8 protein-coding genes are annotated in these 12,948 nt (G+C 66.9%); all 8 read right to left on the bottom strand.

Annotation, left to right across the window (positions count from 1 at the left end):
• Positions 1-229 precede the first annotated feature (229 nt).
• Entirely contained in the window at positions 230-751 is a 522-nt protein-coding gene (locus ABFX81_RS15530) for a DUF1707 domain-containing protein (protein ID WP_086842654.1), read from the bottom strand.
• Between the two features lie 138 nt (positions 752-889).
• Positions 890-4,789: a DNA-directed RNA polymerase subunit beta' gene (locus tag ABFX81_RS15525; protein WP_086842656.1), complete on the bottom strand. Its 3,900-nt coding sequence runs from the start codon at positions 4,787-4,789 to the stop codon at positions 890-892.
• Between the two features lie 93 nt (positions 4,790-4,882).
• Entirely contained in the window at positions 4,883-8,368 is a 3,486-nt protein-coding gene (gene rpoB, locus ABFX81_RS15520; RefSeq protein WP_086842659.1) for a DNA-directed RNA polymerase subunit beta, read from the bottom strand.
• A gap of 574 nt (positions 8,369-8,942) precedes the next feature.
• Positions 8,943-9,329 (bottom strand): 50S ribosomal protein L7/L12, encoded by a 387-nt coding sequence (gene rplL, locus ABFX81_RS15515; protein ID WP_059424784.1) that lies wholly within the window; start codon positions 9,327-9,329, stop codon positions 8,943-8,945.
• A gap of 115 nt (positions 9,330-9,444) precedes the next feature.
• Positions 9,445-9,975 carry a 50S ribosomal protein L10 gene (gene rplJ / locus ABFX81_RS15510; protein ID WP_086842661.1) on the bottom strand — a complete coding sequence of 177 codons (531 nt, stop codon included), beginning with the start codon at positions 9,973-9,975 and terminating at the stop codon, positions 9,445-9,447.
• A 295-nt stretch (positions 9,976-10,270) separates the two neighbouring features.
• Positions 10,271-11,095, bottom strand: coding sequence for an SCO4651 family lipoprotein (locus tag ABFX81_RS15505; RefSeq protein WP_086842663.1), 825 nt, complete (start codon positions 11,093-11,095; stop codon positions 10,271-10,273).
• A 92-nt stretch (positions 11,096-11,187) separates the two neighbouring features.
• Positions 11,188-12,042: an SCO4651 family lipoprotein gene (locus tag ABFX81_RS15500; RefSeq protein WP_086842665.1), complete on the bottom strand. Its 855-nt coding sequence runs from the start codon at positions 12,040-12,042 to the stop codon at positions 11,188-11,190.
• A gap of 127 nt (positions 12,043-12,169) precedes the next feature.
• Positions 12,170-12,895 carry a 50S ribosomal protein L1 gene (gene rplA, locus ABFX81_RS15495; protein WP_010036794.1) on the bottom strand — a complete coding sequence of 242 codons (726 nt, stop codon included), beginning with the start codon at positions 12,893-12,895 and terminating at the stop codon, positions 12,170-12,172.
• Between the last annotated feature and the right edge of the window lie 53 nt (positions 12,896-12,948).

Below are 12,948 nucleotides of genomic sequence, written 5' to 3'. Positions count from 1 at the left end.
CGGATTACGGTGGCCGGTATCAGCTCGACGTGCGGTTCATGGCACGCACGAGAGCCAGGGCACACCCCAGGCACAAGGTCTGAGCGTACCTATCGCATTGGCTGCGGTCAAAACAAATGGATGCCGACCGCATCGCCATACGGGGCATGTCAAGACCCCCGGCCGTTGTCGATCTTCAATTCGATGACGGCTGTCCGATTTGCGCACGTTCTCGCAGCAGCCCCGGGCGTCACCCCGCCGCGATGGACACCACCGTCAGCAACACCAGGACGAGTGCCCAGCCGACGGTGGACAACCACCCCAGTACGAGACCGGTCAGCGCGAGCCCGTCCCCCAGCTCCCCCCGGCTGCGGATCTCAGCCCGCGCCACGTGCCCCAGCACCACGGCCGGGATCCCCGTCAGCCCCATGGTCGGCACGCACAGCAGCCCGCACACGCCGGCCGCCACCGCCTTCCCGTTCGTCTGCGGCCGCGGCACGGGCAGAAACGTCCGCGGCACGGGCATCACCCCGGCGGGCTGCGGCACGGGCCCCTGAGGCAGATCGGCGACGAGCACCGCCAGCTCCCCCACGGTCCGCGCCGCGTACGCCCGCGCCACCCGCTTCTCGAACTCACCGTGCTCCATCCGCCCCTCGCCGTACCCGGCTCTGAGCACGTCCACGGCCCGCTCCCGATCGGCATGCGAGGCGAGCATGGACGGGGCACTGGGGCCCTGCCAGGGCTGCCAGGAGGGATAGGGCGGCTGGGACACGTGAGGCACCTCCCCGGAGCGCGGAGTCCCTCCATGATGCGCCCTGACGGCCCTCCTGGCACCGGCGCGTCCCCGAGGACACGCCGAAGGGCGGCCACCCCGAGAGGTGACCGCCCTTCAGTGACTCAGACGTACGCCTTACTGGTTGTACGGACCGTAGTCGTAGTCCTCCAGCGGCACGGCCTGGCCGGAGCCCGTGCCGAACGGCGAGTAGTCGATGTCGTCGTAGCCGACGGCCGAGTACATCGCGGCCTTGGCCTCCTCGGTCGGCTCGACCCGGATGTTGCGGTAGCGGGACAGACCCGTACCGGCCGGGATGAGCTTACCGATGATGACGTTCTCCTTGAGGCCGATGAGGCTGTCGGACTTGGCGTTGATCGCCGCGTCCGTCAGGACTCGGGTCGTCTCCTGGAAGGAGGCGGCCGACAGCCAGGATTCCGTCGCCAGCGAGGCCTTGGTGATACCCATCAGCTGCGGACGACCGGAGGCCGGGTGACCGCCCTCCTGGACCACACGACGGTTCTCGGTCTCGAACTTCGAGCGCTCGACCAGCTCGCCGGGCAGCAGCTCGGCGTCGCCGGACTCGATGATCGTCACGCGGCGGAGCATCTGCCGGATGATGATCTCGATGTGCTTGTCGTGGATCGACACACCCTGCGAGTTGTAGACCTTCTGGACCTCGCCGACCAGGTGGACCTGGACGGCACGCTGGCCCAGGATGCGCAGCACGTCGTGCGGGTTGGTGGCACCCACGGTGAGCTTCTGGCCCACCTCGACGTGCTCGCCCTCGCTGACCAGGAGTCGGGCGCGCTTCGAGATCGGGTACGCCGTCTCGTCGCTGCCGTCGTCCGGCGTGATGACGATCTTCTTGGTCTTCTCGGTCTCCTCGATCCGGACGCGGCCGGAGGCCTCGGAGATCGGGGCGACACCCTTCGGGGTACGGGCCTCGAAGAGCTCGACGACACGCGGCAGACCCTGGGTGATGTCGTCACCGGCCACACCACCGGTGTGGAAGGTACGCATCGTCAGCTGGGTGCCGGGCTCACCGATGGACTGGGCGGCGATGATGCCGACCGCCTCACCGATGTCGACCAGCTTGCCGGTGGCCAGCGAACGGCCGTAGCACATCGCGCAGGTGCCGACGGCGGATTCGCAGGTCAGGACCGAGCGGGTCTTGACCTCCTCGACGCCGTGGCGGACCAGCTCGTCGATGAGCACGTCGCCGAGGTCGGTACCGGCCGGGGCCAGCACCTTGCCGTCGACCACGATGTCCTCGGCGAGGCAGCGCGCGTACACGGACGTCTCGACGTCCTCCGCCTTGAGCAGCGTGCCCTCGGCGTTCCGGCTCGCGATCTGCAGACGCAGACCGCGCTCGGTGCCGCAGTCCTCCTCGCGAATGATGACGTCCTGGGAGACGTCGACCAGACGACGGGTGAGGTAACCCGAGTCGGCGGTACGCAGAGCGGTGTCCGCCAGACCCTTACGGGCACCGTGCGTGGAGATGAAGTACTCCAGCACGGACAGGCCCTCACGGAACGACGCCTTGATCGGACGCGGGATCGTCTCGTTCTTCGCGTTCGACACCAGACCACGCATACCGGCGATCTGACGCATCTGCATCATGTTGCCTCGTGCACCCGAGTTCACCATCATGAAGATCGGGTTGGTCTTCGGGAAGTTGTCGTTCATCGCCTCGGCGACCTCGTTGGTCGCCTTGGTCCAGATCGCGATGAGCTCCTGCGTGCGCTCGTCCTTGGTGATCAGACCGCGCTCGTACTGCTTCTGGACCTTCTCGTCCTGCGCCTCGTAGCCCTTGACGATCTCCTTCTTCGCCTCGGGAACGACGACGTCGGAGATGGCCACGGTGACGCCGGAGCGGGTCGCCCAGAAGAAGCCGGACGCCTTCAGGTTGTCGAGCGTCGCCGCCACGATGACCTTCGGGTAGCGCTCGGCGAGGTCGTTGACGATCTCGGAGAGCTGCTTCTTGCCGACCTCGTAGTCGACGAACGGGTAGTCCTCGGGCAGCAGCTCGTTGAAGAGCGCGCGGCCCAGCGTGGTGTTCAGCCGGAAGCTGTCACCCTGCTGCCACTCGGGCTCGCCCTCCTCGCGCGCCGGCGGGGTCCAGCCGCGCGGCGGGATGGTGCCGACCGGGAAGCGGACGTCGATCCTCGACTGGAGCGACAGCTCGCCCGCGTCGAAGGCCATGATCGCCTCGGCGACCGAGGCGAAGGAACGGCCCTCGCCCTTGAGGTCGCGCATCTCGCCGTCGGTGGTGAGGAAGAACAGACCGAGGACCATGTCCTGGGTCGGCATCGTCACCGGACGGCCGTCGGCCGGCTTGAGGATGTTGTTCGAGGACAGCATCAGGATGCGGGCCTCGGCCTGCGCCTCCGCGGACAGCGGCAGGTGCACGGCCATCTGGTCACCGTCGAAGTCCGCGTTGAACGCGGTGCAGACGAGCGGGTGGATCTGGATGGCCTTGCCCTCGACCAGCTGCGGCTCGAAGGCCTGGATGCCGAGGCGGTGCAGCGTGGGCGCACGGTTCAGCAGAACCGGGTGCTCCGCGATGACCTCTTCCAGCACGTCGTACACGACCGTGCGGCCGCGCTCGACCATGCGCTTCGCGCTCTTGATGTTCTGCGCGTGGTTCAGGTCGACCAGGCGCTTCATCACGAACGGCTTGAAGAGCTCCAGCGCCATCGCCTTCGGCAGACCGCACTGGTGCAGCTTCAGCTGCGGACCGACGACGATCACGGAACGCGCGGAGTAGTCCACACGCTTACCGAGCAGGTTCTGACGGAAGCGGCCCTGCTTACCCTTCAGCATGTCGCTGAGGGACTTCAGCGGGCGGTTACCGGGACCGGTGACCGGGCGACCACGGCGGCCGTTGTCGAACAGCGCGTCGACGGCCTCCTGGAGCATGCGCTTCTCGTTGTTCACGATGATCTCGGGCGCACCGAGGTCGAGAAGCCGCTTCAGTCGGTTGTTCCGGTTGATCACACGGCGGTACAGGTCGTTCAGGTCGGAGGTCGCGAAGCGGCCACCGTCCAGCTGCACCATCGGACGCAGGTCCGGCGGGATGACCGGCACGCAGTCCAGCACCATGCCCTTGGGGCTGTTGCTCGTCTGCAGGAACGCGGAGACGACCTTCAGGCGCTTGAGCGCACGGGTCTTCTTCTGGCCCTTGCCGGTGCGGATGATCTCGCGGAGGCGCTCGGCCTCCTCGTCGAGGTCGAAGGACTCCAGGCGCTTCTGCAGCGCCGCGGCACCCATCGAGCCGTCGAAGTACGTGCCGAAGCGGTCACGCAGCTCGCGGTAGAGCAGCTCGTCGCCCTCGAGGTCCTGGACCTTGAGGTTCTTGAAGCGGTTCCACACCTCGTCGAGACGGTCGATCTCGCGCTGCGCACGGTCGCGCAGCTGCTTCATCTCGCGCTCGGCACCCTCGCGCACCTTGCGGCGCACGTCGGCCTTGGCGCCCTCGGCCTCCAGCTCGGCCAGGTCGGTCTCGAGCTTCTTGGCCCGGGCCTCCAGGTCGGCGTCGCGGCGCTGCTCGATCTGCTGGCGCTCGACGGAGACGTGGGCCTCCAGCGAGGGCAGGTCGCGCGTACGGCGCTCCTCGTCGACGTACGTGATCATGTACGCCGCGAAGTAGATGACCTTCTCGAGGTCCTTCGGGGCGAGGTCGAGCAGGTAACCCAGCCGCGACGGGACGCCCTTGAAGTACCAGATGTGCGTGACGGGCGCGGCGAGCTCGATGTGGCCCATCCGCTCACGGCGCACCTTGGCGCGCGTGACCTCGACGCCACAGCGCTCACAGATGATGCCCTTGAAGCGGACACGCTTGTACTTGCCGCAGTAGCACTCCCAGTCCCGGGTCGGACCGAAGATCTTCTCGCAGAAGAGTCCGTCCTTTTCGGGCTTGAGCGTGCGGTAGTTGATGGTCTCGGGCTTCTTGACCTCGCCGTGGCTCCACTGACGGATGTCGTCAGCGGTAGCCAGACCGATCCGGAGCTCGTCGAAGAAGTTGACGTCGAGCACTATGCGTCAATCCCTCTCAGGGTTGTAAGTCTTTGGTCTGATACGGGGGTCCTGGGGCCGGCGGCCTTCATGACGAAGGCCGCCGAACTCCCGTCAGACCTCTTCGACGCTGCTCGGCTCGCGCCGGGACAGGTCGATGCCGAGCTCCTCCGCAGCGCGGAAGACGTCCTCGTCGGTGTCACGCATCTCGATGGACATACCGTCGCTGGACAGCACCTCCACGTTCAGGCAGAGAGACTGCATCTCCTTGATGAGCACCTTGAAGGACTCGGGGATGCCGGGCTCGGGGATGTTCTCGCCCTTGACGATGGCCTCGTAGACCTTCACGCGGCCGGTGACGTCGTCGGACTTGATGGTCAGCAGCTCCTGGAGCGCGTAGGCGGCGCCGTACGCCTCGAGTGCCCACACCTCCATCTCGCCGAACCGCTGGCCACCGAACTGGGCCTTACCACCCAGCGGCTGCTGGGTGATCATGGAGTACGGGCCGGTCGAACGGGCGTGCAGCTTGTCGTCGACCAGGTGGTGCAGCTTCAGGATGTACATGTAGCCGACCGAGATCGGCTCCGGGAACGGCTCACCGGAGCGGCCGTCGAACAGCCGCGCCTTGCCGGACGGAAGCACCATGCGCTCGCCGTCGCGGTTCGGGATGGTGTGCTCCAGCAGGCCGGCCAGCTCGTCCTCGCGGGCACCGTCGAAGACCGGCGTCGCGACGTTGGTCCGCGGCGGGACCTGGTCGGCGTCGATGGCCTGGAGACGCTGCGCCCACTCGTCGGCGAGACCGGAGACGTCCCAGCCCTGGCTGGCGAGCCAGCCGAGGTGGATCTCCAGCACCTGTCCCGGGTTCATTCGGGACGGGACACCGAGCGGGTTGAGGATGATGTCGACCGGGGTGCCGTCCTCCAGGAACGGCATGTCCTCGATCGGCAGGATCTTCGAGATGACGCCCTTGTTGCCGTGACGGCCGGCGAGCTTGTCACCGTCGGTGATCTTGCGCTTCTGCGCGACGTAGACGCGCACCAGCTGGTTCACACCGGGGGGAAGCTCGTCGCCCTCTTCGCGGTCGAAGACGCGCACACCGATGACCTTGCCGGTCTCGCCGTGCGGCACCTTCAGCGAGGTGTCACGGACCTCACGGGCCTTCTCACCGAAGATCGCGCGCAGCAGGCGCTCCTCCGGCGTCAGCTCGGTCTCACCCTTGGGCGTGACCTTGCCGACGAGGATGTCACCGGCGATGACCTCGGCACCGATGCGGATGATGCCGCGCTCGTCGAGGTCGGCGAGGACCTCCTCGGAGACGTTCGGGATGTCCCGGGTGATCTCCTCGGGGCCGAGCTTGGTGTCACGGGCGTCGACCTCGTGCTCCTCGATGTGGATCGAGGAGAGGACGTCGTCCTGCACGAGGCGCTGCGACAGGATGATCGCGTCCTCGTAGTTGTGACCCTCCCACGGCATGAACGCCACGAGCAGGTTCTTGCCCAGCGCCATCTCGCCCTGCTGGGTGGCCGGACCGTCGGCGAGGACCTGGCCCTCGATGATCCGGTCGCCCTCGGCCACGATGACCTTCTGGTTGACCGAGGTGCCCTGGTTGGAGCGGGCGAACTTGGCCAGGCGGTACGTGATGTACGTGCCGTCGTCGTTGGCGGTGGTGATGTAGTCCGCGGAGACCTCCTGGACCACACCGGCCTTCTCGGCCTTGACCACGTCGCCGGCGTCGACCGCGGAGCGGTACTCCATGCCGGTGCCGACGAGCGGGGACTCCGCCTGGATCAGCGGAACGGCCTGGCGCATCATGTTCGCGCCCATGAGGGCACGGTTGGCGTCGTCGTGCTCCAGGAAGGGGATCATGGCGGTCGCGACCGACACCATCTGGCGCGGCGAGACGTCCATGTAGTCGACGTCCTCGCCGGTGACGTAGTCGACCTCGCCGCCCTTACGGCGGACCAGGACGCGGGCCTCGGCGAAGCGGAGGTCGTCCGTCAGCGGCGCGTTGGCCTGCGCGATGACGAAGCGGTCCTCCTCGTCGGCGGTCAGGTAGTCGACCTCGTCGGTGACCTGGCCCTCGAACACCTTGCGGTAGGGGGTCTCGACAAAACCGAACGCGTTGACCCGGCCGTAGGAGGCGAGCGAACCGATCAGACCGATGTTCGGGCCTTCAGGGGTCTCGATCGGGCACATGCGGCCGTAGTGCGAGGGGTGCACGTCACGGACCTCGAAGCCGGCCCGCTCACGGGACAGACCACCCGGGCCGAGCGCGGACAGACGCCGCTTGTGCGTCAGACCCGACAGCGGGTTGTTCTGGTCCATGAACTGGGACAGCTGGCTGGTGCCGAAGAACTCCTTGATGGAGGCGACGACCGGCCGGATGTTGATCAGGGTCTGCGGCGTGATCGCCTCGACGTCCTGGGTCGTCATCCGCTCGCGGACGACACGCTCCATACGCGCCAGACCCGTACGGACCTGGTTCTGGATGAGCTCGCCGACGCTGCGCAGGCGGCGGTTGCCGAAGTGGTCGATGTCGTCGGTCTCGACGACCACGGACGTGCCGTTGTCACCGACCGTCTCGGTCTCGCCGGCGTGCAGCTTCACCAGGTACTTGATCGTCGCGATGATGTCCTCGACGGTCAGGATCCCGGCGTCCAGCGCGGTGTCGGTACCCAGCTTCTTGTTGACCTTGTAGCGGCCGACCTTGGCCAGGTCGTAGCGCTTGGGGTTGAAGTAGAGGTTCTCGAGCAGCGTCTGCGCGGCCTCACGCGTGGGGGGCTCGCCCGGGCGCAGCTTGCGGTAGATGTCGAGCAGCGCGTCGTCCTGGCCCTGAGTGTGGTCCTTCTCCAGGGTGGCGCGCATGGACTCGTACTCGCCGAACTCCTCGAGGATCTGCTCGGTGGTCCAGCCGAGCGCCTTGAGCAGGACGGTGACGGACTGCTTGCGCTTGCGGTCGATGCGGACACCGACCATGTCGCGCTTGTCGATCTCCATCTCCAGCCAGGCACCCCGGGACGGGATGATCTTGGCGGAGAAGATGTCCTTGTCGGACGTCTTGTCGATGGAGGAGTCGAAGTAGACACCGGGCGAACGGACGAGCTGCGACACCACGACACGCTCGGTGCCGTTGATGACGAAGGTGCCCTTGTTCGTCATGAGCGGGAAGTCGCCCATGAAGACGGTCTGCGACTTGATCTCGCCGGTCTCGTTGTTGGTGAACTCGGCGGTGACGAAGAGCGGGGCCGCGTACGTGAAGTCGCGCTCCTTGCACTCGTCGATCGAGTTCTTCGGCGGCTCGAAGCGGTGGTCGCGGAAGGTCAGCGACATCGACCCGCTGAAGTCCTCGATCGGGGAGATCTCCTCGAAGATCTCCTCGAGCCCGGACTTGGTGGGGACGTCCTGACCGTTCTCGAGAGCCTCCTCGACCCGACTCTGCCAGGCGGTGTTGCCGAGCAGCCAGTCGAAGCTCTCGGTCTGCAGCGCGAGCAGGTTCGGAACCTCGAGAGGCTCCTTGATCTTTGCAAAAGAGATGCGCAGCGGGGCAGTGCTGGCGGCGTTGTTCGTATTCGCGGTCGAGGCGTTGCGCGAGGCGGCCAAGAGGGGGTCCTTCCGAGGGCTCGGACTCACTACGCGCGTACCGGCCCCTCTCCCGTACACAGAGACAAGCTATGTCGGTCCGGCCGAAAAGCCAGGTCAGACAGGTCTTGTCGTCGATGCTCGGGCGAGGGCAGACCCCTGGTGACGGGCAGGGGACAGCTAACAGGCAGCGCAAAGGGTCAGTGTAGCCATACGGCACACTGATGTCCAGTCCGGGTTCTGAAACCCGTGTTCACCCTCGTTGTTCCACTCCTGCGACACGGCGCTGCCCTCAACGCACGTTGATACTGCCCTCTTCGTCGCCGATCCATACCTCGGATTCGGATCCTTGTGACGACGCGTCCTGAGAATTGCGCGCTGCGTGCGGTTCGTCAAGGCCCCCCTGCCCGATCCGGGATCGGCCCAGAGACACGACGAAGATCACCATACCCCCCGCCACAGAGGGTTCAAGGCAACCGTGGCCGGACCCCGGAAACGCCGAAGAGCGACCACCCGGATGGATGATCGCTCTTCGGCGCTTACGCGTTACACGCCCAGTGGGACGTGTCGTGGATCCTGGCGGATCCGAGAGGTCTTACTTGACCTCGACGGAGGCACCGGCGCCCTCGAGGGACTCCTTCGCCTTGTCGGCGGCCTCCTTGTTGACCTTCTCCAGAACCGGCTTCGGCGCACCGTCGACCAGGTCCTTGGCCTCCTTCAGGCCCAGGGAGGTCAGCTCACGCACGACCTTGATGACCTGGATCTTCTTGTCGCCGGCGCCGGTGAGGACGACGTCGAACTCGTCCTTCTCCTCCTCGGCCGGGGCAGCCGGGCCACCCTGGGCCGGGCCCGCGACGGCGACCGCGGCGGCGGCGGCGGTGACGTCGAACTTCTCCTCGAACGCCTTCACGAACTCGGAGAGCTCGATGAGGGTCATCTCCTCGAACTGCGCGAGCAGGTCTTCCTGGCTGAGCTTCGCCATGATTGGCGGTCCTTCCACTAAATCGGCAGGTGCCGGATGTACATGTGAGGCGGGCGTACTACTGGCCCGCGACGGCCTCCGCGTTCAGGCAGCGGGGGCCGGGATGCGAGCCGAGTTACTCGGCACCGCCCTGCTCGTCCTGCTTGGCACGGAGCGCGTCCACGGTGCGGACGAGCTTCGACGGCAGCGCCTGGAAGACAGAGGCAGCCTGGGACTGCTTGCCCTTCATGGCACCGGCCAGCTTGGAGAGCAGAACCTCGCGGGACTCGAGGTCCGCAAGCTTCTTGATGTCGTCAGCGGACAACACCTTGCCGTCAAGGACGCCGCCCTTGATGACCAGGCTGGGGTTGTCCTTGGCGAAGTCACGGAGACCCTTCGCCGCCTCGACCGGGTCACCGGTCACGAAGGCGACGGCCGACGAACCCGTGAAGAGGTCGTCGATCTCGTTGATCCCGGCCTCGTTGGCCGCAATCTTGGTCAGCGTGTTCTTTGCCACACGGTAGTTAGCGTTCTCACCGAGTGAACGACGCAGCTGCTGGAGCTGCGCCACGGTGAGACCGGTGTACGCGGTGATGACGGCGCCGTTGGAGTTGCGGAACTTGTCCCGCATCTCCTCGACGGCATCGACCTTGTCAGGCCTCGCCATGAGCCTCGGCCTCCTTCCGGGTGATTCGGACCGCGCGGACCCGAAGGAGGACTGGGGAAAACGAAACGCCCCGGCGCAGGCGCACGGGGCGTAGCTCGACCGGTTGCACGCACGCACGAGGCGGCGGACTCCGGGAGCTTCTCCAAGTGTCACCTGCGCGGGTCGTCCGCCGTTCAGCGGATCCTTCGGCCACCGCGCCCTCATCCGAGCGCGCGGTAACGACCAGCGGTCTTTGGCTTCTGTAGGAGAGTACGGGAACGGATCGCCGTCAAGCAAATCCGCCCCGTACGACGGATCAGCTCGCGTCGAGTTCCTTGAACAGGTCGGCGAGGTCGGCGACGTCCTTGGCCGGCGGGGCCGTGACGTTCACCGGCTTGTTGTAGTCGAGGAAGGTGATGGTCATGTCGAGCGGACCCTTGTCGGCCGCGCCCTTCATCCGGAACTGCTTGGTGTGGTCGTCACCGTCGACCCACATGTCCATCGTGAGCTTGTCGACACCCAGCTTCTCGTACTGCTTGATGCTCTTCTCGCGCTGCGCGCGCGTGTCCGCCTTGCCGTCCTTGAGGGACGCACGGAGGTCCTTGAGCGTGACGGTGCCCGTGTAGTGGGTCGTCTCGACGCCCTCGACCTTCTCGGAACCGACCTTCTTCACGTCCTTGGCGCCCGTGAGGAAGGTGGACTCGGCCGCCGGGTTCTGCTCGGCCTGGGTCGCGGACCCCAGCTGGTCCAGCTCCTTGACCGCGTCGGACCCGGACAGGTCGAACTTCATCCAGGTCTTGCCGTCCATCTCCTTGGCCATCTCGGCTCCCCCACCGATGTACATGGCCTTGTCGACGAGCCGGATCTCCATGGCCTCGGCTCCCTGCTCGGGCGCCGTCATCTTCATGCTCATGGCGATCGTGGGCTTCAGGCGCATCGACGCCTCACCCTTGACCTGGCCCGACTCCGGCACCGTGCCGCTCATGCGGTACCGGAGGGACGTGATGTCCTCCGTGTTCTTCGCCGCCTTGGCGACGGCGGCCGCGGGCGTCATCTCCGGCGACTGCTCCGAACCGCAGCCGACCGCACCGGCGGCGAGAAGCAGAGCGCCCAGCCCGGCGACAGGTATGGATGTCCTCATTGATTCCCCCCAAGGAATACTTGATTGCTTCACAGCAAGGACGTGAGCCTATCCCAGAGGGCACAAGTGATCTATGCGGATTCTCGGGGACCTCAGGACGTACCCGCCCGCTTCCCCATCAGGTCCTCGAAGTCCCCGGTGTCGGACAGCGGGGGCCGCTGGGCACGGACCGGGACACCGTAGTCGCCGTAGTGCGCGGTCTGGGTCATCCGGCCCGTGGTCATCCGCGCCTTCTCCACCTTCTTGACCAGCAAATTGCGCTCGTCGATCCAGATGTCGACGGTCTCGCTGGTTACGCCGGCCGCCGTGAGCTGCTTCTTCAGGGCTGCGTCGGTGACGTCCGCGGCGGCCACGGTGCCGGAGTAGTGCGTGGCGGACCGGCCGCGCACGGACTCCTCGCCGACCTTCCGGACGTCCCCGGAGGCCAGCAGGAGCTTCACTGATTGGTTCGGGGTGGCGGTGCGCATCTGGTCGCCAAGGTGGGAGGAGCCCCCGGCGAGGGCTTCCAGGTCCTCGTAGGCGTACCGGATCCAGTGCCTGCCGCCGGTCTGCTCGGCGAACTTCTCGCCCATGCGCGCGTAATAGGCGTCGGGCAGGTAGCGCGCCTCCATGGAGGTGCTGCCGAGCCGGCGCATGGTGTCGGCCAGGGTGCCGCCGGTGTAGGTGATGGTCAGGGTGCCCGTGATGCCGTGGCCCCAGCCGAGGGTGCCGTCGGCGGTCATGGACATCAGCGAGCCCATGGTCGTGGTGGACTCGATCCGGGCGGACGCGGCCCGCCGCGTGGCGCGCTCGGCGGAGCGCAGGGCTTCCACCGACCTGCCGTGGGCGGCGCGGTCGTCCTTGCCCTGGCCGTCGGAGGAGTCCGGGGAGGTACAGGCGGCCACCCCCGTCAGCGCGGTCGTCACCGCGAGCACCAGGCTCACACGGCGCACGGTCCTGCCCTGCATACGTCCCCCGTTCCCATCCGGTTCCCGCACGTTAACCCAGGCCACCGGCGTACGTACCGGGAAAGGGAACGGGCCCCGCACCTGTGAGAGGTGCGGGGCCCGTGACCGGACAGGTGAGCCGTCAGGCTCAGACCGCGGCCGGGTCCTCCTCGACGAGGAGGTTGCGGGTGCGGTTCGGGTCGACCGGAATGCCGGGGCCCATCGTGGTGGTGATGGCGGCCTTCTTGATGTAGCGACCCTTGGCGGCGGACGGCTTCAGACGGAGGATCTCCTCCAGCGCGGCGCCGTAGTTCTCCACCAGCTTGGTGTCGTCGAAGGACGACTTGCCGATGATGAAGTGCAGGTTCGCGTGCTTGTCGACACGGAACTCGATCTTGCCGCCCTTGATCTCGGTGACGGCCTTGGCGACGTCGGGGGTGACGGTGCCGGTCTTCGGGTTCGGCATCAGACCACGCGGACCGAGCACGCGGCCGAGGCGGCCGACCTTGCCCATGAGGTCCGGGGTGGCGACGACGGCGTCGAAGTCCAGACGGCCCTTCGACACCTCGTCGATCAGCTCGTCGGCGCCGACGATGTCGGCGCCCGCGGCACGCGCGGCCTCGGCACGGTCGCCGGTCGCGAAGACCAGGACCCGGGCGGTCTTACCGGTGCCGTGCGGGAGGTTCACGGTGCCACGGACCATCTGGTCGGCCTTGCGCGGGTCGACACCCAGACGGAAGGCGACCTCGACGGTGCCGTCGAACTTGGTCGTGGAGGTCTCCTTGGCGAGACGGACGGCCTCGAGCGGGGCGTACAGCTTCTCCCGGTCGATCTTGGCGTCCGCAGCGCGAAGGGACTTGCTGCGCTTGCTCACTACTGCTCCTGTGGATTCTTAGGAGTCGTGGTCCGGGCCGAGCAGGCCCTGCC

It is taken from the genome of Streptomyces coeruleofuscus (genome assembly GCF_039532725.1).
Lineage (GTDB): Bacteria > Actinomycetota > Actinomycetes > Streptomycetales > Streptomycetaceae > Streptomyces > Streptomyces coeruleofuscus.
This window is presented reverse-complemented; position numbering and strand designations above follow the sequence as displayed.

What these genes read in the sequence shown, in the direction of transcription:
- ABFX81_RS15500 (WP_086842665.1), bottom strand. Translation starts at nt 12,042, where the DNA reads ATGCAGGGCAGGACCGTGCGCCGTGTGAGCCTGGTGCTCGCGGTGACG.
- ABFX81_RS15505 (WP_086842663.1), bottom strand. Translation starts at nt 11,095, where the DNA reads ATGAGGACATCCATACCTGTCGCCGGGCTGGGCGCTCTGCTTCTCGCC.
- rplL (WP_059424784.1), bottom strand. Translation starts at nt 9,329, where the DNA reads ATGGCGAAGCTCAGCCAGGAAGACCTGCTCGCGCAGTTCGAGGAGATG.
- rplJ (WP_086842661.1), bottom strand. Translation starts at nt 9,975, where the DNA reads ATGGCGAGGCCTGACAAGGTCGATGCCGTCGAGGAGATGCGGGACAAG.